General features: G+C 67.8%; 15 protein-coding genes. 11 read left to right on the forward strand and 4 right to left on the reverse strand.

Annotated elements, in window-relative coordinates:
- Positions 1-330: 330 nt before the first annotated feature.
- The 7 genes from ACIGJC_RS23390 to ACIGJC_RS23420 are packed head-to-tail and all read left to right on the forward strand — an operon-like array spanning position 331 to position 7,500.
- Positions 331-2,052, forward strand: coding sequence for a glycosyltransferase family 39 protein (locus ACIGJC_RS23390; protein WP_483711790.1), 1,722 nt, complete (start codon positions 331-333; stop codon positions 2,050-2,052).
- Between the two features lie 10 nt (positions 2,053-2,062).
- Positions 2,063-2,434: a DMT family transporter gene (locus ACIGJC_RS23395; protein WP_483711791.1), complete on the forward strand. Its 372-nt coding sequence runs from the start codon at positions 2,063-2,065 to the stop codon at positions 2,432-2,434.
- A gap of 43 nt (positions 2,435-2,477) precedes the next feature.
- Positions 2,478-3,653, forward strand: a complete 1,176-nt coding sequence (locus ACIGJC_RS23400; RefSeq protein ID WP_483711792.1) for a DegT/DnrJ/EryC1/StrS family aminotransferase — start codon at positions 2,478-2,480, stop codon at positions 3,651-3,653.
- The gene (locus ACIGJC_RS23405; RefSeq protein ID WP_483711793.1) at positions 3,632-4,609 is read left to right on the forward strand and encodes a glycosyltransferase; all 978 of its coding nucleotides are present in this window, start codon (positions 3,632-3,634) and stop codon (positions 4,607-4,609) included. The genes ACIGJC_RS23400 and ACIGJC_RS23405 overlap by 22 nt, the downstream gene beginning before the upstream one ends.
- Positions 4,609-5,541, forward strand: coding sequence for a formyltransferase (locus ACIGJC_RS23410; protein ID WP_483714364.1), 933 nt, complete (start codon positions 4,609-4,611; stop codon positions 5,539-5,541). The genes ACIGJC_RS23405 and ACIGJC_RS23410 overlap by 1 nt, the downstream gene beginning before the upstream one ends.
- Entirely contained in the window at positions 5,538-6,590 is a 1,053-nt protein-coding gene (locus ACIGJC_RS23415; protein WP_483711794.1) for a bifunctional UDP-4-keto-pentose/UDP-xylose synthase, read from the forward strand. The genes ACIGJC_RS23410 and ACIGJC_RS23415 overlap by 4 nt, the downstream gene beginning before the upstream one ends.
- Positions 6,591-6,600: 10 nt before the next feature.
- Complete coding sequence (locus tag ACIGJC_RS23420) at positions 6,601-7,500, forward strand: polysaccharide deacetylase family protein (RefSeq protein ID WP_483711795.1); 900 nt, start codon at positions 6,601-6,603, stop codon at positions 7,498-7,500.
- Positions 7,501-7,618: 118 nt separating this feature from the next.
- Here ACIGJC_RS23420 and ACIGJC_RS23425 read toward each other — a convergent pair whose 3' ends face one another.
- On the reverse strand, positions 7,619-9,961 hold the full coding sequence (locus ACIGJC_RS23425) for a heavy metal translocating P-type ATPase (RefSeq protein ID WP_483711796.1): 2,343 nt from the start codon (positions 9,959-9,961) through the stop codon (positions 7,619-7,621).
- A gap of 148 nt (positions 9,962-10,109) precedes the next feature.
- Between ACIGJC_RS23425 and czcI the strand changes: the two genes are divergently transcribed.
- The 4 genes from czcI to ACIGJC_RS23445 all read left to right on the forward strand — a co-directional run bounded on the left by czcI (position 10,110) and on the right by ACIGJC_RS23445 (position 16,430).
- Positions 10,110-10,478, forward strand: coding sequence for a cation efflux protein, CzcI family (czcI, locus tag ACIGJC_RS23430; protein ID WP_483711797.1), 369 nt, complete (start codon positions 10,110-10,112; stop codon positions 10,476-10,478).
- A gap of 172 nt (positions 10,479-10,650) precedes the next feature.
- Entirely contained in the window at positions 10,651-11,931 is a 1,281-nt protein-coding gene (locus ACIGJC_RS23435) for a TolC family protein (RefSeq protein WP_483711798.1), read from the forward strand.
- Positions 11,932-11,953: 22 nt separating this feature from the next.
- Positions 11,954-13,189: an efflux RND transporter periplasmic adaptor subunit gene (locus ACIGJC_RS23440; RefSeq protein ID WP_483711799.1), complete on the forward strand. Its 1,236-nt coding sequence runs from the start codon at positions 11,954-11,956 to the stop codon at positions 13,187-13,189.
- A gap of 16 nt (positions 13,190-13,205) precedes the next feature.
- Positions 13,206-16,430 carry a CusA/CzcA family heavy metal efflux RND transporter gene (locus ACIGJC_RS23445; protein ID WP_483711800.1) on the forward strand — a complete coding sequence of 1,075 codons (3,225 nt, stop codon included), beginning with the start codon at positions 13,206-13,208 and terminating at the stop codon, positions 16,428-16,430.
- A 20-nt stretch (positions 16,431-16,450) separates the two neighbouring features.
- On the opposite strand, the gene ACIGJC_RS23450 is transcribed toward ACIGJC_RS23445, so the two are convergent.
- The 3 genes from ACIGJC_RS23450 to ACIGJC_RS23460 form a co-directional block, all read right to left on the reverse strand.
- Complete coding sequence (locus ACIGJC_RS23450) at positions 16,451-16,969, reverse strand: GAF domain-containing protein (protein WP_483711801.1); 519 nt, start codon at positions 16,967-16,969, stop codon at positions 16,451-16,453.
- Positions 16,959-17,930, reverse strand: a complete 972-nt coding sequence (locus tag ACIGJC_RS23455; RefSeq protein WP_483711802.1) for a Bug family tripartite tricarboxylate transporter substrate binding protein — start codon at positions 17,928-17,930, stop codon at positions 16,959-16,961. The genes ACIGJC_RS23450 and ACIGJC_RS23455 overlap by 11 nt, the downstream gene beginning before the upstream one ends.
- 75 nt (positions 17,931-18,005) lie before the next feature.
- The gene (locus tag ACIGJC_RS23460) at positions 18,006-19,835 is read right to left on the reverse strand and encodes a gamma-glutamyltransferase family protein (RefSeq protein ID WP_483711803.1); all 1,830 of its coding nucleotides are present in this window, start codon (positions 19,833-19,835) and stop codon (positions 18,006-18,008) included.
- Positions 19,836-19,944 lie beyond the last annotated feature (109 nt).

The following is a 19,944-nucleotide window of genomic DNA, read 5'->3' on the forward strand; positions in this document are numbered from 1 at the left end:
CATTGCCGCCCGCGAGAGGGACGGTACGAGCACCGCGAACAAGATACGCTTGCGTCACAACTTGGCCCGAAAACGAGGCCTGTCGCCAGCGCTTGTCCACCGGCACGCGCCGGCACGCGTTGTGACGACTTCCCGCCATGCCCGGCACCTGCGAGCAGGCCTGCATGGCGGACGGTCCTCGACCGGACAAACCGTAGTAAGGAAGCGACTGAATGCAGAGCCCGCGCGGACCGCTGATGCCAGCGAAGCGCGGGGCCCCGCAACGGTCGGCTTCGCCAGTCGCGCCACGCGACGCAAGCGATTCATCCGTCGATCATTCCAGGGAGTTCTATGCGTAGTTCATCGACCGCGCGCTATGCCGGGCTGTCAGTTGGCGTAATCGCCGCGATCAGCCTCGGCATCCTGCTGGTCTGGTTCGGCACGCTCGACATGCGCCACCTGCTGCGCTCGGACGAAGGCCGCTACGCCGAAATTGCCAGGGAGATGTTTGCCACCAGCGACTGGGTCACGATCCGCTACCAGGCGCTCAAGTACTTCGAAAAGCCGCCCTTCCATCTCTGGGTGACAGCGCTGTCCTATTCGCTGTTCGGGATTGGCGACTGGCAGGCACGGCTGTGCGTGGCGCTGTCCGGCGCCATCGGTCTGCTGGTTTCCATGCTCGCCGCGCACCGCTGGTTTGGCATGCGCGCGGCCCTGCTGAGCGGCCTGGTGCTGGTCGCCGCGCCGATGTGGAACGTGGCCGCGCATTTCAATTCGCTCGACATGACGCTGTCCGGTGCCATGGCCTGCGTGCTCGCCTTCATGCTGCTGGCCCAGCACCCGGACGCCACGCCGGCCGCGCGCCGCAACTGGATGCTGGCCTGCTGGGTCGCCATGGGCGTGGCCATCCTGACCAAGGGCCTGGTCGGCATTGCCCTGCCGGGACTGGTGCTCGTGGTCTACACCCTAGTCACGCGCGACTTTGGCCTCTGGCGCCGCCTGCATCTGTTGTCCGGCATCGTGCTGATGCTGGTGGTCACCGTGCCCTGGTTCTGGCTGGTGTCCGAGCGCAACCCCGAATTCCTGAATTTCTTCTTTATCCACGAGCACTGGCAGCGCTATACCTCGACCGTGCATTCGCGCAAGGGCCCGCTATGGTACTTCCTGCCGCTGCTGGTTGCGGGCTTCCTGCCGTGGCTGGGCGCCTTTCCGGGCATGTGGCAGGCCGTGCGCGAACGCGCCGGCGTGGCGCGCGGCAGCGCCCCGCGGCCGTTCCAGCCGGCGATGCTGGCTGCCATCTGGGCCATTGCCATCTTCATCTTCTTCAGCCTGTCGGGCTCGAAGCTGCCGGGCTATATCGTGCCGATCTTCCCGGCGCTGGGCATCCTGGCCGGCGTGGCGCTCGACACCGCCACGGAACGCTCGTGGCTGCGCCAGGTGAATTTCATGCTGGTGCTGGCGGTGCTTGGCTTGCTGGCCACCCCTTATGTGGCAACGCTGGACAAGCCCAGCACGCCCAACGTGGTCTACCGCGAATTCGCGCTGTGGATCGGCCTGGCCTTTGCCTGCATGCTGGCGGGCACGTTGCTCGCACGGCACCTGGTGCGCTCGCGTGGCGTGTTCCCCAGCATCGTCGCCTATGCTGTGGCCATGTTCCTGTGCGCGACACTGGCCTTCCGCGGGCATGAAGCCATGGGCCGCCCGGCTTCGGGCGCCGATCTGGTGCCGGCGATCAACGCGGTGCTGACCCCCGACATGCCGATCTACAGCGTGCGACTGCTGGACCACACGCTGCCGTTTTACCTGCGCCGGACTACCATCCTCGTCGAGCACCCCGACGAGCTTGAGTTCGGCGTCGGCCGGGAACCGCAGAAATGGATTCCGACCGTCGATGCCTTTGTCGAGCGCTGGAAGCAAGGACCGCACGCCATCGCCATCATGTCGGCCGACACGTTCGGGGACCTCACCGCACGCGGCGTGCCCATGAACACGATCGCCGAGGACAAGCGCCGCATCGTCGTTGCCAATTTCCCGCTGCCGGCACAGGCCCGGCCGCAACCCTCCAAGGACTGAACCGGGCGCCATGACGCTATCGACCTTTGCCTTTATCTTGACCGGCGTGCTGCTCAATGCCGCCGCGCAGTTGCTGCTCAAAGCCGGCGTCAACGCCGTCGGCGCCATCACCATCGAGCGCAGCACCCTGCTGGTGACGGCACTGCGCGTGCTGACCCAGTGGCCGGTGCTGGCCGGGCTGACGCTCTATGTCGTCAGCGTGGGCGTGTGGATCGTGGGTCTGTCGCGCGTTGACGTGTCGATTGCCTACCCGATGCTCTCGCTCGGCTATGTGGTGAACGCGCTTGCCGCGTACTGGCTGTTCGGCGAGATGATCGGCCCGCTGCGCGTGTGCGGCATCCTGCTGATCCTGGCCGGCGTATTCCTGATTGCGCGCTCGTGATCCGGCGCCCCACTGTGTTGCATCTTTACTGGCAAGCTATCCGATGACCGCTACCGCCGCTTCCGAATTCCTTCCCTTCGTCCGGCCCGAGATCGACGCCGACACCATTGCCGAAGTCGGCAAGGTGCTGGCCTCCGGCTGGATCACCTCCGGCCCGAAGATGCAGGCGTTCGAGGACGCGCTGTCCCAGCTCTTCGGCGGCCGTCCCGTGCGCACCTTCGCCAATGGTTCGGCGACGATGGAGATCGCGCTGCGCATCGCGGACATCGGCCCCGGCGATGAAGTCATCACCACGCCGATCACGTGGGTCGCCACCGCCAACGTGGTCCTGGCGGTCGGCGCGAAGCCCGTGTTCGTCGACATCGACCCGCGCACCCGCAACATCGACCTGGACGCCGTGGAAGCGGCCATCACGCCGCGCACGCGCGCCATCATGCCGGTGTACCTGTCCGGCCTGCCGGTCGACATGGACCGGCTCTACGCGATCGCTGGCAAGCACAAGCTGCGCGTGATCGAAGACGCCGCGCAGGCCATCGATTCGCGCTGGCAAGGCCAGCGCATCGGCGCCTTTGGCGACCTGGTCAGCTTCAGCTTCCAGGCCAACAAGAACATCACCAGCGTCGAAGGCGGCTGCCTGGTGATGAATACGCCCGAAGAGGCCGTGCGCGCCGAGCGCCTGCGGCTGCAGGGCGTGATCCGCTCCGGCATGGATGGCATGGACGTGGAGGAACCGGGCGGCAAGTTCAACCTGACCGACGTCAACGCCGCGATCGGCCTGGCGCAGCTCGGCAAGCTCGATGCCATCACCGCACGCCGCGCGGAACTGGCCGAGACCTATTTCCGTTGCGCGGCCGATGCCGGTTTGGCCGAACTGGGCATCGAACTGCCGCTGCCGCTCGATCCGCATCAGGCCACCACCAACTGGCACATGTTCCAGGTGGTGCTGCCCACCGAACGTCTGGAAGGCGGTGCGCCCCAGGCGCGCCAAAACGTCATGCAGGCCCTGCGCGAGCGCGGTATCGGCACCGGCGTGCACTATCCTCCGATTCATCTTTTCACCTACTACCGTTCCCTTGGCTGGCGCGAAGGCATGCTGCCGCACGCCGAGCGCATCGGGCGCGGCATCGTCACGCTGCCGCTCTTCCCCGCCATGCAGGCCACCGATGTGGAACGGGTCTGCGCAACTCTTAGCGAAACATGCAAACGTCTCTCCAAATGAGTCCGGTCGAGGTTTCGGTCGTCATTCCGGTCTACAACGAAGAGGACGGGCTGCAAGCCCTGTTCGACCGCCTGTACCCGGTGCTCGACGGCCTTGGCGACTCGTACGAGATCATTTTCATCAATGACGGCAGCGCCGACCGCTCGGCGGCGATGCTGGCCGCGCAGTTCCACAAGCGCCCGGACGTGACCCGGGTGGTGCTGTTCAACGGCAACTTTGGCCAGCACATGGCCATCCTGGCCGGCTTTGAACACACGCGCGGCAAGATCGTCATCACGCTGGACGCCGACCTGCAGAACCCGCCCGAGGAAATCCCGCGCCTCGTGCAGACCATGCGCGAAGGCCACGATTACGTGGGCACCATCCGCCGCCAGCGCAACGACACGGCCTTCCGCCGCTATGCGTCGCGCGCCATGAATGGGCTGCGCGAGAGAATCACCCGCATCCGCATGACGGACCAGGGCTGCATGCTGCGCGCCTATGACCGCAACGTGGTGGACACCATCAACGCGTGCCGCGAGGTCAACACCTTCATTCCCGCGCTGGCCTACACCTTCGCGTCGAGCCCGGTGGAAATCGAGGTGGGCCATGAGCAGCGCCACGCCGGCGAATCCAAGTACTCGCTGTACCAGCTGATACGCCTGAACTTCGACCTGGTGACTGGCTTCTCGATCGTGCCGCTGCAGTGGTTCTCGGCCATCGGCACGGTGCTGTCGCTGCTGTCCGGCGTGCTGTTCGTGGTGCTGCTGATCCGCCGGTTCCTGTTCGGTTCGGAAGTGCAGGGTGTGTTCACCCTGTTCGCCATGAACTTCTTCCTGATCGGCATCCTGCTGTTCGGCCTGGGCCTGCTGGGCGAATACGTCGGCCGCATCTACCAGGAAGTGCGCGACCGCCCGCGCTACCGCATCAAGGCCGTGCTCGAAGCGGACCCGGCCCGCCAACGGACGGAGGCATGATGCGCGCGGTTGTCTTTGGCTACCACAACGTCGGCGACCGCTGCCTGCGCGTGCTGCATGCGCGCGGCGTGGAGGTGGCGCTGGTCATCACGCACCGCGACCGCGCCGACGAGAACATCTGGTTTCGCCGCGTGGCCGATACGGCGGCGGAACTGGGCATCCCGTTCCAGTACGGCGAGGACCCGACCGACCCGGCGATCGCACAGGCCGTGCGCGACGCCAGGCCCGATGTCATCTTCTCGTTCTACTACCGCTCGATGATCCCGGCCAGCGTGCTGGCGCTGGCCCCGCAGGGCGCGTTCAACATGCACGGCTCGCTGCTGCCCAAGTACCGCGGCCGCGTGCCGGTCAACTGGGCCGTGCTGCACGGCGAGACCGAGACCGGCGCCACGCTGCACGCGATGGACGCCAAGCCCGACGCGGGCTACATCGTCGACCAGACTTCCGTGCCGATCCTGCCGGACGACACGGCCGGCGAGGTCTTCGAGAAGGTCACCGTAGCCGCCGAGCAAACGCTCTGGCGCGCATTGCCGGCCATGATGGCGGGCAACACGCCGCAGCTGCCCAACGTGCTGGCCGAAGGCAGCTACTTCTCGGGCCGCCGGCCTGAAGACGGCCGCATCGACTGGAGCCGCCCCGCGGCCGAGGTCTACAACCTGATCCGCGCGGTGGCGCCGCCCTACCCCGGCGCGTTCACCGAACTTGCCGGCCAGCGCTTCGTCGTGGCGCAGGCGCGCCGCCCGCTGTCCGCGCCGACGCTGCCGACCGGCTGGCGTCCCGGCCTGCACGTCAGCCAGGGCCAGATCGTCGGCCTGTGCGGCGACGGCGGCCAGGTGCGCATTGACACCCTGCTCGACGCCGCGTCCACGCCGGTCACCGCTGCGTCGCTGGCCACCATTCTTACCGAACCATCCAACGAGGAAAACCGATGAAAAAGGTCCTGATTCTTGGCGTCAACGGCTTCATCGGCCACCACCTGACGCGCCGCATCCTGGAAACCACGTCGTGGGAGGTCTACGGCATGGACATGTCGTCCGACCGCCTGGGCGACCTGGTCAACCATCCGCGCATGCACTTCTTCGAGGGTGACATCACCATCAACAAGGAGTGGATCGAGTACAACATCCGCAAGTGCGACGTGATCCTGCCGCTGGTGGCCATCGCCACGCCGGCCACCTACGTGCGCAACCCGCTGCGCGTGTTCGAGCTCGACTTCGAAGCCAACCTGCCGATCGTGCGCAGCGCCGTCAAGTACGGCAAGCACCTGGTGTTCCCGTCGACCTCCGAGGTCTACGGCATGTGCGCGGACGAGGAGTTCGATCCGGAAGCCTCGCCGCTGATCTACGGCCCGATCAACAAGCCGCGCTGGATCTACGCCTGCTCCAAGCAGCTGATGGACCGCGTCATCCACGCCTATGGCATGGAGCAGGGCCTGAACTACACGCTGTTCCGCCCGTTCAACTGGATCGGCGCCGGGCTCGATTCGATCTTCGAATCGAAGGAAGGCTCCTCGCGCGTGGTCACGCAGTTCCTGGGCCATATCGTGCGCGGCGAGCCGATCAAGCTCGTTGACGGCGGTGCGCAGCAGCGCGCGTTTGCCGATATCTCCGACGGTATTTCGGCGCTGATGCACATCATCGAGAACAAGGACGGCGTCGCCAGCGGCAAGATCTTCAACATCGGCAATCCGTCCAACATCCACTCGGTGCGCGAGCTGGCCGAGATGATGCTGAAGATGGCCGCCGACTACCCCGAGTACGCCGAAGAGGCGCGCAAGACGCAGATCGTCGAGACCTCGTCGGGCGACTTCTACGGCAAGGGCTACCAGGACGTGCAGCACCGCGTGCCGAAGATCGACAACACCATGCAGGAACTGGGCTGGAAACCCGAGGTGACGATGGAGCAGGCGCTGCGCCGGATCTTCGAAGCGTACCGCGACAAGGTGGTGGAAGCGCGCACCCTCGTCGACGGCGCCAACTGAGCCGGGACCCATGGCCAGAATCGCCCTCAAGGTTGACGTCGACACGCTGCGCGGCACGCGCGAAGGCGTGCCGGCGCTGCTGTCCATGCTCGATGCGGTGCAGGCACAGGCCACCTTCCTGTACAGCCTGGGCCCGGACCACACCGGCTGGGCGCTGCGCCGCGTATTCCGGCCGGGGTTCCTGAAGAAGGTGTCGCGCACCTCGGTGGTGTCCAACTACGGCCTGCGCACGCTGATGTACGGCGTGCTGCTGCCGGGACCGGACATCGGCCGCAAGGCGGCCGCCGAAATGCGCGCGGCGCGCACGGCCGGCCACGAATGCGGCATTCATACCTGGGACCACGTCTACTGGCAGGACAACGTGCGCGAGCGCGACCCGGCCTGGACCCGTCGCCAGATGCAGAACGCGTTCGACCGCTATGCCGACATCTTCGGCGAAGCGCCGCCCACGCACGGCGCCGCCGGCTGGCAGATGAACGACGAGGCGTTCCGGCAGATCGACGACTGGGGCATGGCCTATGCATCGGACGGGCGCGGCACGGCGCCATACATCCCGACCATCGGCGGGGTCGCCTGCCGCCATGTGCAGATGCCGACCACGCTGCCGACGCTCGATGAAATGATCGGCGTCGATGGCCTGACCGAGGACAACGTCCATGAGGCCGTGCTGCGTTTGACGGAAGGCGCGGGCGGCATGCGCGACCATGTCTTCACGCTGCATACGGAGCTGGAAGGCGGCAAGCTGGCGCCGGTGTTCCGTCGGCTGCTGCAAGGCTGGAGGGCGCAGGGGCATGAGCTGGTGTCGATGGCTGCGTATTACCGGCACATCGACCTCGATACCCTGCCGGCGTTGCCGGTGACGTGGGGGGAGATTGAAGGACGCAGCGGCGAGCTGATTATTCAGCCCTGAAATTCCGGGCAGGGACTTCGTGGAAGCTCCCGCCTTCTCCCCCGGCCCCTGTCCCATTGCATGGGAGAGGGGAGCAAACGGCCAGGCCTGACCATTCCCTCTGTGGCGCCGAAGCCTTCTACCGCCGCGCCAATCGCAGCCCGTTGAACACCACCAGCAGGCTCGCCCCCATATCGGCGAACACCGCCATCCACATCGTTCCCATCCCCGCCACCGTCAGCGCAAGGAACACCACCTTGATGCCCAGCGCCAGCGTGATGTTCTGCCACAGGATGCGCGACGTGCGCCGCGACAGCCGTACGAACGCGGGGATCTTGCGCAGGTCGTCATCCATCAGCGCGACGTCGGCAGTTTCGATCGCGGTATCGGTGCCGGCCGCGCCCATGGCGAAGCCGATATCGGCCCGCGCAAGGGCCGGCGCGTCGTTGATGCCGTCACCCACCATGCCGACCTTGCCGCGTGCCGCATGCGTGTCAGCCGCCAGCGTGGCGATGGCGTCCGCCTTGTCTTGCGGCAACTGATTCCCGCGCGCCTCGTCGATGCCGACCTGGATACCGATGGCCTGCGCGGTATGCGGGTTGTCGCCGGACAGCATGATAGTCTTCACGCCCAGCGCGTGCAGCTCGGCGATGGCCTGGCGGCTGGTGTCGCGCACGGTGTCGGCCACCGCGAACATGGCCTGCGCCACTGCCGCGCCGTCCTTGCCAAGGCGCGCCAGCAGCACCACGGTCTTGCCCTCGCGTTCCAGGGCTTCGAGCCGGTCCTCCAGTTCGGGCGAGCACGCGCCCATGTCGTGGATCAGCCGGTGGTTGCCCAGGCAGTAGTCATCGCCATCGATACGGCCGCGCGTGCCACGTCCGGCCAGCGCCACGAATTCCGTCACATCCAGCAAGCCGACGCCATCCGCCTGCGCCGCAGCAGCAACGGCCTTCGACACGGGATGGTCGGACCTCGCGGCCAGGCTCGCGGCAATTGGGCGCGCGGCGGGCGCGTCATCGACAAGCATTGCCTGGTCCGTCTGCACGGGCTTGCCGTGCGTGATGGTGCCGGTCTTGTCGAGCGCCACCCATGACAGGTCCTTGCCCTGCTCCAGGTAGACCCCGCCCTTGATCAGGATGCCGCGCCGCGCCGCGGCCGCCAGGCCGCTGACGATGGTCACGGGCGTGGAGATCACGAGCGCGCACGGGCAGGCAATCACCAGCAGCACCAGCGCCTTGTAGATCCACTCCACCCACGGCCCGCCCATGGCCAGCGGCGGCACCACCGCCACGGCCAGCGCGATGGCGAACACCGTCGGCGTGTAGAGGCGCGCGAACTGGTCGACAAAGCGCTGCGTCGGCGCGCGGCTGGCCTGCGCGGCTTCCACGGCGTGGATGATGCGGGCCAGCGTGGAATCGTCGGCGGGCGCGGTGACTTCGTATTCGATCTCGCCGGACTGGTTGATGGAGCCCGCGAACAGCGCGTCGCCGGCGGCCTTGTCGACCGGCACGCTCTCGCCGGTGATCGGCGCCTGGTCCAGCGCGGACTGGCCGCGCACCACGCGCCCGTCCAGCGCGACGCGTTCGCCGGGGCGCAGCCTTACCAGCGCCCCTACGACCACGCCGGCCGCCGGCACGGCAGCCCAGCTGCCATCCGCCTGCAGCACGGTGGCCTGCTCGGGCGCCATCGCCATCAGGCCCCGGATGGCATTGCGCGCCCGGTCCAGCGAAGCGGCCTCGATGCGTTCGGCCAGCGCGAACAGCACCATGACCATCGCCGCTTCCGGCCATTCGCGCAGGACCAGCGCGCCGGTCACGGCAATGCTCATCAGCGCGTTGATATTCAGGTTGGCTTTGCGCAGCGCGATCCAGCCCTTGCGGTAGGTGGTCAGCCCGCCCAAGGCCACGGCCGCGATGGCCAGCAGCGCCGGCAGCCACGGATCCCACAGCCCCAGCCATTCGGTGGCCTCGGCCCCGACTGCGGCCACGCCGGCGAGCGCCAGCGGCCACCAAGGCTTGTGCTCCGCGAGGGGCAACGGCGCAGACTGCTCCGAGACAAGCGGCTCCGCCTTCATGCCGAGACTCGCGATCGCCTTTACGACAGGATCGGCCGAGGCCAGCGTGTGATGCACGGTCAGGACGCGCTGCATCAGGTTGAAATCGAGCGCCGCCACGCCGTCCATGCCGCCGAGCTTGTTGCGGATCAGCGTTTCCTCGGTCGGGCAGTCCATCGCGTCGATCCGGTAGCTGGCCGAGCGCGCGCCGGACGGAATCGCCGCGGGCACCACGGGCGCGACGCTGATCGCCGTGCCGCAGCCGCCACCGCAGCACGCGGCCGGTTGCGGCGCGTGCTCGTGATGATCATGCTCGTGCTGGTGGTCATGATCATGGTCGTGATGCTCATGCGCGTGACCATGGCCAGCGTCCGTTTTGTTGCGCGTGTGTTCGTGTGGCAAGGCGTCTTCAGGTGTCGTGCGAGCCATTTCTTCTTTCCGGCTGGTTTGACCTGATGTCATTGAAGACCCTGTAGCGGCTACAGAGTCAAGCATGACGCCGACGCGGCCCGTTCGCGTCAGGGTGACCCAGCCTGCGCTTGCCAGAGGGCTGCTGTGCGCCGCTATAATCCCGGCCATGCGCCGCCTGCTGATCCTCCTGTTCGCTATTTTGCTGCCGCTCCAGTTCACCTGGGCGAGCGCGGCCGCATTCTGCGAGCACGGGCGCGAGCAGCTGCGGCAGCAGGAGACCGGCGCCGCCCCGGGCTGGCATTTCGGCCATCACGCGCATGAGCATGAGGCCGGCGCCCACGGCAAGAGCAGCACCAAACTGCCGGATGCCGATTGTGCGATATGCCATTTCGCCGGCTCGCACGTCATGGTGCCGGCTGCGACACAGCCTGTGTCCTACCACTTCATTACCGTTCGCTACCGCGTGTTGCCCGTGAACTACGGGTCGGTACCCGCGCGCGAACCGGATCGGCCCCAGTGGCTGCAACTGGCGTAATCCGCCGGTTCGGGGCCATGGCCCATCCTCTGCCTTTGCCGCGCCCGCGCTGACCGCGCAGGGCCGGCATCCCGGATCGACGGATCTCGCGGCGTGACCGCCGTCAGCGTGCGCATTCGCGCGCGTGACGGTATCGCGCCGGTGTTCCCTGGCTTCGATCTGGTGATACCCGATGAAACACGTAGTGATACCGCTGGGACTGGCAGCCGCACTGCTCGCCCCGCTTGCGCATGCCGCCGCCGATGCGGCCATGCCGCCTGCACCGCGCTTGCAGCGCACCGCAGAACCGCCCGACACGACCGAACCGCAGGGCATCCTGACGCTGGACGCCGCCCTCGCACTGGCCACGGCCCGCAACTCTGCCCTTTCCGCCGCCCGCCGGGAACTCGACGCCACCGAAGGCGCCATCACGCAGGCGCGCACCATTCCGAACCCGGTCATCGGCTACGAAATGGAAGACACGCGCAGCGCGTCGCGCACCACCACCGCGCAGGTGAGCCTGCCGATCGAGCTGGGCGGCAAGCGCTCGGCCCGCATCGACGCCGCGCAGAAGGCCCGCGAACTGGCCACCGCGCAACTGAGCAGCGCCGAGGCCGGTCTGCGCGCCGCGGTGATCGGCGCCTTCTTCCAGGTACTGGTGGCGCAGGAGCGAGTCGGCCTGGCCGAAAGCTCGCTGGGCATTGCCACGCGCGGGATGCAGGCCGCGGCGCGGCGCGTGGCCGCGGGCAAGGTCTCGCCCGTGGAGCAGACGCGTGCGGAAGTCGAGCAGGCCAATGCCGAACTGGAGCTGGCCGAGGCCCGCGCCACGCTGGAAACCTCGCGCCAGCAACTGGCGGCGCAGTGGGGCAGCCAGGCGCCGGCATTCTCTTCGGCAAGCGGCGACCTGGAAGCCCTGCCATCGCGGCCGTTGCCCAACGCCCTCGACGAAACACTCGATGCCGCGCCCGAAATGCGCGCCAGCCTGAGCGAGATGGCGCGGCGCCAGGCGATCGTCAACGTCGAGCGCAGCCGGCGGTATCCCGACGTGACCTTGAGCGTTGGCGCCAAGCGCGAGAATGCATCGGATCGCGGTTACTACCCCGTGCTCGGCGTCTCGCTGCCGCTGCCGCTGTTCGACCGCAACCAGGGCAACCTGTACACCGCCATCCGCCAGGCCGACAAGGCCGCCGACGAAAGCCGCGCCACGCGCGTGCGGCTGGCCAGCGACTTGCGCCAGGCATCCAGCCAGCTGGCGTTGTCGCGCAACAGCGCGCTGACCCTGCGCCAGACCGTGCTGCCGGCCGCGCAGCGCGCCTACCAGGCGGCGGCGCAAGGATTCGAAGCGGGCAAGTTCGCCTATCTCGAAGTGCTGGACGCCCAGCGCACGCTGCTGCAGGCACGCGTGCGCTATCTCGGCGCCGTGGCCGCCACCTACCAGGCCGCCACCGCTATCGACCGCATGCTCGGCCGCTGAGCGGCCCACCAAGGATTCCCCCATGGCAATCACCAAGACTCAACGCAACGCGATCGCCGCGATCATCGGGGCCGGCGTGCTGGCCGGCGCCGCACTGCTGTTCGCCGGACGCGGCACCGGCGACGGCCACGATGAAGCCGGCCACGACCACAGCGAGCAGGCAACAAAACCGAAGGGCAAGGAGGTCGGCAAAGACGCTGCCTCCGCGCCCGCCACCGCCGTCCACGACGCCGACCGTATCACGATGACGCCCGAACAAATCCGCAATGCCGGGCTGGAACTGCGCGCCGCCGGCCCCGGCCGCGTGCAGGCCGCGGTCCAGTTTCCCGGCGAGATCCGCTTCAACGAAGACCGCACCGCCCACGTCGTGCCGCGCGTGGCCGGGGTTGCCGAAGCCGTGCCCGCCGTGTTGGGCCAGCGCGTAAAGAAGGGAGACCTGCTGGCCGTGCTGGCCAGCACGCAGCTTTCCGACCAGCGCAGCGAACTGCTGGCCGCGCAGAAGCGGCTGGAACTGGCCCGCACCACCTATGCGCGCGAAAAGCGCTTGTGGGAAGAGAAGATCTCCGCCGAACAGGACTTCCTGGCCGCGCGCACCGCATTGCAGGAAGCCGAGATCGCCGTGCACAACGCCACGCAGAAGCTCACCGCCATCGGCGCGCGGCCGACGGCGGCCGGGCTCAACCAGTTCGAGTTGCGCGCGCCTTTCGACGGCATCGTCGTCGAGAAGCACCTGGCGCTTGGCGAAGCGGTCGCGGCGGATACCATCGTCTTCACGATCTCCGACCTGGCCACGGTCTGGGCGGAGTTCGTGATCGCGCCCAAGGACCTGAGCCAGGTACGCCTCGGCGAAAAGGTCAGCATCGCTTCCACCGCGTTTGACGGCACCGCCGCCGGCACCGTGTCCTACGTGGGCTCGCTGCTCGGCCAGCAGACGCGCACCGCGACCGCGCGCGTGACACTGTCGAACCCCGACATGGCATGGCGCCCCGGCCTGTTCGTCACCGTCAGCGTGGCCGGACAAGAGACGGAAGTTCCGGTGGTGGTGGAAAGCGAAGCCGTGCAGACCGAAGGCCGCCAGCCGATGGTCTATGTCGAGGTTCCCGGCGGCTTTGAAGCGCGCCAGGTCACCACGGGGCGCAGCGACGGCAAGCGCATCGAGATCGTGCAGGGCCTGCTGCCCGGCGCCCGCTACGTGGCGCGCAACAGCTTCGTGCTGAAGGCCGAGCAGGGCAAGGCCGGCGCCGAACACGCCCACTGACCGGCAGGAGCTGAACATGTTTGAACGCATCATCCGCTTTGCCATCGAACAGCGCTGGCTGGTCCTGCTGGGCGTGCTCGGCATGGCGCTGCTGGGCCTGTACAGCTACAGCCGCCTGCCGATCGACGCCGTGCCCGACATTACCAACGTGCAGGTGCAGATCAACACCGAGGCGCCCGGCTACTCGCCGCTGGAAACCGAGCAGCGCGTCACTTACCCGGTCGAGACCGCCATGGCGGGCCTGCCCGGGCTGGAGCAGACCCGCTCGCTGTCGCGCTACGGACTGTCGCAGGTCACCGTGATTTTCCAGGACGGCACCGACCTCTACTTCGCACGCCAGCTGGTCAACCAGCGCTTGCAGGAAGCGCGCGAGAAGCTGCCCGGCGGGACCACGCCCCAGCTCGGGCCGATTTCCACGGGTCTTGGCGAGATCTACCTGTGGACCGTCGAAGCCGACGACAACGCGCGCAAGCCCGACGGCACGCACTACACGCCGACCGACCTGCGCGAGATCCAGGACTGGATCATCAAGCCGCAGTTGCGCACCGTCACCGGGGTGACGGAAATCAATACCATCGGCGGCTTCGCGCGCGAGTACCTGGTGGCGCCGAGCCCGGAACGCATGGCGTCGTACGGCCTGAGCCTGCAGGACGTGGTGCTGGCGCTGGAGAAGAACAACAGCAACGTGGGCGCTGGCTACATCGAACGGCGCGGCGAGCAGTACCTGGTGCGCGCACCGGGCCAGGTCGTGTCCATGGACGATATCCGCGACGTGATCGTCGGCACCGCGCAGGGCCAGCCCATCCGCATCCGCGACCTGGCCGAGGTCGCCCTGGGGCGCGAACTGCGCACCGGCGCCGCGACCGACAACGGCCGCGAAGTGGTGCTGGGCACCGTGTTCATGCTGATCGGCGAGAACAGCCGCGCGGTCTCGCGCGCGGTGGACACGCGCATGGCCGAGATCAACCGCTCGTTGCCCGACGGCGTGCGCGCGGTGACGGTGTACGACCGCACGGTGCTGGTCGACAAGGCCATTGCCACCGTGAAGAAGAACCTGCTGGAAGGCGCTGCGCTGGTGGTGGCGGTGCTGTTCCTGTTCCTCGGCAATATCCGCGCGGCGGTGATTACCGCGCTGGTGATTCCGCTGTCGATGCTGTTCACCTTCACCGGCATGGCCACCTACCGCATCAGCGCGAACCTGATGAGCCTGGGCGCGCTGGACTTCGGCATCATCGTCGATGGCGCGGTGGTCATCGTCGAGAACTGCGTGCGGCGCCTGGCGCATGCGCAGCAGCACCACGGCCGCCCGCTTACGCGCAGCGAACGCCTGCACGAGGTGTTTGCCGCGGCCCGGGAAGCCCGCCGCCCGCTCGTGTTCGGCCAGCTGATCATCATGATCGTCTACGTGCCGATCTTTGCGCTGTCCGGCGTCGAAGGGAAGATGTTCCACCCGATGGCGATCACGGTGGTGCTGGCGCTGGCCGGCGCCATGTTGCTGTCAGTGACCTTCGTGCCCGCAGCCGTCGCGCTGTTCATCGGCGCGCGCGTTGCGGAAAAGGAGAATCGCGTGATGCAGTGGGCGCGCAATCTCTATGCGCCCGCGCTGAGCCGCGCCCTCGCCAATACGCCGGTGGTGTTGACCTTTGCCGCGGTTGCCGTGGTGCTGAGCGGGCTGGTCGCGACGCGGCTTGGCAGCGAGTTCATCCCGAACCTGAACGAAGGCGACATCGCCGTGCAGGCGCTGCGCATCCCCGGCACCAGCCTGAGCCAGTCAGTGGCGATGCAGCAGCAGGTCGAGGCACGCCTGAAGGAGAAATTCCCGGAGGTCGAACGCGTGTTCTCTCGCACGGGCACCGCCGAGATCGCCGCCGACCCGATGCCGCCCAACGCATCGGACGCGTACATCATGCTGCGCCCGCGCAGCGAATGGCCGGATCCGCGCAAGACTCGCGGCCAGTTGCTGGCGCAGATGCAGTCGGAACTGGAGACCATCCCCGGCAACCGCTACGAGTTCTCGCAGCCAATCCAGCTGCGCTTCAACGAACTGATCTCGGGCGTGCGCAGCGATGTCGCGGTCAAGCTGTTCGGCGACGACAACGCGGTGCTGGAAGCCACGGCGCAGAAGATCGCCTCCGCCCTGCAATCGGTTCCGGGCGCCGCCGAGGTCAAGGTCGAGCAGACCACCGGCCTGCCCGTGCTGACCGTCGCGATCGACCGCGCACGCTCGGCGCGCTACGGGCTAAACATGACCGATGTGCAGGACACCGTCGCCATCGCCATTGGCGGGCGCGATGCCGGCACGCTGTTCGAGGGCGATCGGCGCTTCCGCATTGCCGTGCGCCTGCCCGAAGATGTGCGCGCCGATGTCGACGCCCTGCGCCGCCTGCCGATTCCGCTGCCGCCCGACACGCGGCCCGTCTCCGGCAACGGCGTGCGCATGAACTCGTCAGACACCGCGCCCCGCACCAGCTATATCCCGCTGGGGGAGATCGCCACGTTCGACATCGCGCCCGGCCCGAACCAGGTCTCGCGCGAGAACGGCAAGCGCCGCATCGTCATCAGCGCCAATGTGCGCGGACGCGATGTCGGCAGCTTCGTGCCGAATGCCCAGGCCGCAATTGCCGAGCGCGTGACGATTCCCACGGGATACTGGATCGCCTGGGGCGGCACGTTCGAGCAGTTGCAGTCGGCCACCCACCGCCTGCAGATTGTCGTGCCGCTGGCGCTGCTGATGGTGTTCGTGCTGCTGTTCGCGATGTTCGGCAACCTGAAGGACGGCCTGCTGGTGTTCACCGGCATTCCGTTCGCACTGACGGGCGGCATCCTGGCGCTGTGGCTGCGCGGCATTCCGCTGTCGATCTCGGCGGCGGTCGGCTTCATCGCGCTGTCCGGCGTGGCGGTGCTGAACGGGCTGGTCATGCTTTCCTTTATTCGCAGCCTGCGCGAGGAAGGATTGGCGCTCGACGAGGCCGTGCATTCGGGCGCGCTGAGCCGGCTGCGGCCGGTGCTGATGACGGCGCTGGTGGCCTCGCTCGGCTTCATCCCGATGGCCATTGCCACGGGCACCGGCGCCGAGGTGCAGCGCCCGCTGGCGACAGTGGTGATCGGCGGGATCGTGTCGTCGACGGCGCTGACGCTCCTGGTGCTGCCGGTGCTGTACCGGCTTGCGCATCGTCGCGATGAGCAGATGGGGGCCGGCGAAGGCGTGCGCAGTGTGCTGGTGCGGGATCCGGTCAATTAGATCAGCATGGGACGGACCGATCAGAGGGTGGCGTGAACCGCGGGCGCCGCAAGATTCGCGAGCACGCGCAGCGCAGCGATTTCGCGGGCGTCCCAGGCGGCACGGTCGGCCAGGTAGTTGAACGTGCCGAAAACCTGCCCGGCCTTGCACAGCGGCACGTTGACGACGGCCGTGCATCCCAGCGAGCGGATCAGCGCGATATCGTCGAACACGGCCGCCAGCGCCGCGTCGCCCTCGCCGACGAAGACTTGCCCGGCTTCGAGCAATTGCCTGCGCCATGGGCTGTCGGGCTTCGACTTCTTCCCGCCCGGCGGATAGGCTGCGGGATCCGATGACCAGATCCGCTCGATCTCCGCCGTTCCCGCATGCCACGCGTTGATGGTCAGCAGGCCCGGGCCGAGCAGCCGCAGCGTCGCCTGGCCGACTGCATCCAGCGTTTCCGCCGGGCTGGCAGCGCGCTGCAGCGCATCGCACAGGCCATTGGCGCAGACCAGCAGGTCCGCGGCGTGATCCAGGGCGGCACTCACGTCATTCCCCATGGATGCCGAGTTCGCGGATGAGCTTGCCGTAGCGGTCCGCATCGTTGCGCAGGATGGTGCCGAACTGCTGCGGGGTCGACGTGGCAGTCTCCACGCCAATCGCGTTCATCTGCTTCTTGACCTCGGGCAGCGCCATGACCGTATTGATTTCGCGGTTCAGCCGCGCGACCAGGTCGGCAGGCATGCCCCTCGGACCGAAGGCGCCATACCAGACGGCCAGTTCATAGCCGGGCACGGTCTCCGCCACGGTCGGTGTATTCGGCAACAGCGGCGAGCGCTTCGCTTCGGTCACGGCCAGCAGGCGCAGCTTGCCTGCCTTCACGTGCGGCAGCGTCTGCGTGCCAGCGGAGAACAGCACCTGCGTCTGGCCGGCGACGGTATCGACCACCGCAGGCGCACCGCCCTTGTAAGGCACGTGCAGCATCTGCACGCCGGCCATCCGCTCGAACAGCACCGCGCTCAGGTGATTGGTGGAGCCAGGGCCGGCGCTCGCATAGGCCAGCTTGCCGGGGTTGGCCTTGGCGTAGGCAATCAGCTCTTTCAGGTTTTGCGCGGGCACTGACGGGTGCACCACCATCGTGTTGGTGACGTAGGCAAGCAGCCGCAGCGGCGTGAAATCCTCGACGCCGCGGAACGGCATGTTGGGCATCAGCGCCGGGTTCATGGCATGCGTGCTCATCGAGCCGACCAGCAGCGTATAGCCATCGGGCTTGGCACGCGCGACCATGGCCGAGCCAATATTGCCCGACGCGCCCGGCTTGTTGTCGACGATCACCGGCTGCCCTAGCGAGCGCGTCAGGTGCTCCGACAGCACGCGCGCGAGGATGTCCGTGGAACCGCCCGCCGCCCACGGCACGATCAGCGTGATCGGCTTCTGCGGGTAGGCATCCGCGGCCTGCGCGGCGACGCAAAACGCCAGCGCGGCAACGCCGCCCAGCAGTCGTTTCAGGATGGATGTCATGGTCTTTCTCTCCTCGGTCTCGCGCGATCCAGCATGCCGCTGCACGCGCCCTCTTCTGTTGATGGATGGCCGGATTCAGCGTCCGACGGCATAGCCCTGCATGCCGCGCGCGTTGGCGCCGGCGCGCAGCACCAGGCGGCCCTGCGCGTCGCGTTCGCGCGTGCAGGCGGACATGCGCCCTTCGGACCACGGATCGCCCACGCGCACCTCGTGGCCGCGGTCGCGCAGTGCGGCCAGCGTGGCTTCGGGGAAACGGGATTCCACGGTGATCCGGTTGAGCACGGTCTGGCGCGGCCAGAACGAGCCCGGGAAATGGTCGATATGCCAGCCGGGCGCATCGATGGCCTCTTGCAGGTTCATGCCATGCACCGCGTGGCGCAGGAAGAACGCGAGCGACCACTGGTCCTGCTGGTCGCCGCCGGGTGTGCCGAATACCATGTACGGCTCGCCGTCGCGCAGCGCGAGCGAAGGCGACAGCGTCGTGCACGGCCGCTTGCCCGGCGCGAGCGAGTTTGGCAGGCCCGGTTCGAGCCAGGTCATCTGCAGGCGCGTGTTGAGCGCGAAGCCCAGCGCTGGAATGGTCGGGCTCGATGACAGCCAGCCGCCGGACGGCGTGGCGGCCACCATATTGCCGTGCCGGTCGATCACGTCCACGTGGCAGGTGTCGCCGACGAACAGTTCGCGCTCGGCCCACTCGGATACCGGCGGCAGCTCGGCAAAGGTCGGCTCGCCCACGCCAAAGCGCACGTCGGCGCGCTGCAGCGTGCGCACCGCGGCTTCCAGGTCGGGCAGGCGCGGGGCCATGCCGCCCGGCATGCCAGGGTCGATCGAGCGCGAGGCTTGCTCGCCGATGCGCTGCGCGCGGCCGGCCAGGTAGCCGCCGTCCAGCAGCGCGGCAAGCGGGCTGGCCGCGAAGCGCGGATCGCCATACCACGCGAGCCGGTCCGCCATGGCCAGTTTGCAGGCTTCGGCAATCCGGTGGACGAACTCCGCCGAGTCCGGGGCGTACTGTGCGAGGTCCGCTTGCCGCAGCATGCCAAGCTGCTGCAGCAACACCGGCCCCTGGCTCCAGATATCGCACTTGGCAACGGTATAGCGGCCAAAGTCCAGTGTGACGGGCGCTTCCACGTCAGGCTGCCATGCGGCCATGTCGTCGTACCGGAGCAGACCCGTGTGCTTGTCGCCGGTGGTGTCACGCACGTGCGTGTTGCGGCAATAGCTGTCGATCTCGCGGGCCACGAAGCCGCGGTACCAGCAGTCCATGGCCGCGTCGATCTGGCCTTCGCGCGTGTCACTGCGCTGCTGCGCTTCGTCGACGATGCGCGTGTAGGTCGCTGCCAGCGCGGGCAGCGTATGCAGGCTGCCGGGGCGCGGCACCTTGCCGCCGGGCAGCCAGGTTTCAGCCGAACTGTGCCATTCGTCGCGAAACAGCGCCTGCACGGCAAGGATCGCGCGCGAGATGCGCGGCACCAGCGGAAATCCATCGCGCGCGTAGCCGATGGCCGGCGCCAGCACGTCGGCCAGCGACCACGTGCCGTGGTCGCGCAGCATGGTCAGCCAGGCGCCGAACGCGCCCGGCACCGTCGCGGGCATCAGGCCGATGCCGGGCATCAGTTCGAGTCCCATGGCGCGCAGTTGCGCCGGATCCGCCAGCGCCGGCGCGGCGCCCTGCCCGCAGACCGAGCGCACGCGGCGCTCGCGCTCGCTCCAGTACAGGATCGGCACTTCGCCGCCAGGCCCGTTAAGGTGCGGCTCCACTACTTGCAGGACGAAGCCGGCCGCCGCAGCCGCGTCGAAGGCATTGCCGCCACGCTCCAGCACGCCCATGGCGGTCTGCGTGGCCAGCCAGTGGGTCGATGCCGCCACGCCAAAGGTGCCGACGATTTCCGGACGGGTAGTGAACATGAAATGGGTTCCAGGGGCTCCAGGGATTCCGGCCAGTATAGGATCATGAAATAACCGCAATGACGTCTTTGGTTATCATTGCATTACCGATCGGTTATACGACTACCCC

Source organism: Cupriavidus sp. C3SS-1 (genome assembly GCF_057073755.1).

Excerpts from the sequence above, each read along its gene's own strand:
- czcI (WP_483711797.1), top strand. The coding sequence starts at position 10,110 with ATGCGCCGCCTGCTGATCCTCCTGTTCGCTATTTTGCTGCCGCTCCAG.
- ACIGJC_RS23390 (WP_483711790.1), top strand. The coding sequence starts at position 331 with ATGCGTAGTTCATCGACCGCGCGCTATGCCGGGCTGTCAGTTGGCGTA.
- ACIGJC_RS23410 (WP_483714364.1), top strand. The coding sequence starts at position 4,609 with ATGCGCGCGGTTGTCTTTGGCTACCACAACGTCGGCGACCGCTGCCTG.
- ACIGJC_RS23415 (WP_483711794.1), top strand. The coding sequence starts at position 5,538 with ATGAAAAAGGTCCTGATTCTTGGCGTCAACGGCTTCATCGGCCACCAC.
- ACIGJC_RS23420 (WP_483711795.1), top strand. The coding sequence starts at position 6,601 with ATGGCCAGAATCGCCCTCAAGGTTGACGTCGACACGCTGCGCGGCACG.
- ACIGJC_RS23395 (WP_483711791.1), top strand. The coding sequence starts at position 2,063 with ATGACGCTATCGACCTTTGCCTTTATCTTGACCGGCGTGCTGCTCAAT.
- ACIGJC_RS23440 (WP_483711799.1), top strand. The coding sequence starts at position 11,954 with ATGGCAATCACCAAGACTCAACGCAACGCGATCGCCGCGATCATCGGG.
- ACIGJC_RS23460 (WP_483711803.1), bottom strand. The coding sequence starts at position 19,835 with ATGTTCACTACCCGTCCGGAAATCGTCGGCACCTTTGGCGTGGCGGCA.
- ACIGJC_RS23455 (WP_483711802.1), bottom strand. The coding sequence starts at position 17,930 with ATGACATCCATCCTGAAACGACTGCTGGGCGGCGTTGCCGCGCTGGCG.
- ACIGJC_RS23405 (WP_483711793.1), top strand. The coding sequence starts at position 3,632 with ATGCAAACGTCTCTCCAAATGAGTCCGGTCGAGGTTTCGGTCGTCATT.
- ACIGJC_RS23425 (WP_483711796.1), bottom strand. The coding sequence starts at position 9,961 with ATGGCTCGCACGACACCTGAAGACGCCTTGCCACACGAACACACGCGC.
- ACIGJC_RS23445 (WP_483711800.1), top strand. The coding sequence starts at position 13,206 with ATGTTTGAACGCATCATCCGCTTTGCCATCGAACAGCGCTGGCTGGTC.
- ACIGJC_RS23435 (WP_483711798.1), top strand. The coding sequence starts at position 10,651 with ATGAAACACGTAGTGATACCGCTGGGACTGGCAGCCGCACTGCTCGCC.
- ACIGJC_RS23450 (WP_483711801.1), bottom strand. The coding sequence starts at position 16,969 with ATGGGGAATGACGTGAGTGCCGCCCTGGATCACGCCGCGGACCTGCTG.
- ACIGJC_RS23400 (WP_483711792.1), top strand. The coding sequence starts at position 2,478 with ATGACCGCTACCGCCGCTTCCGAATTCCTTCCCTTCGTCCGGCCCGAG.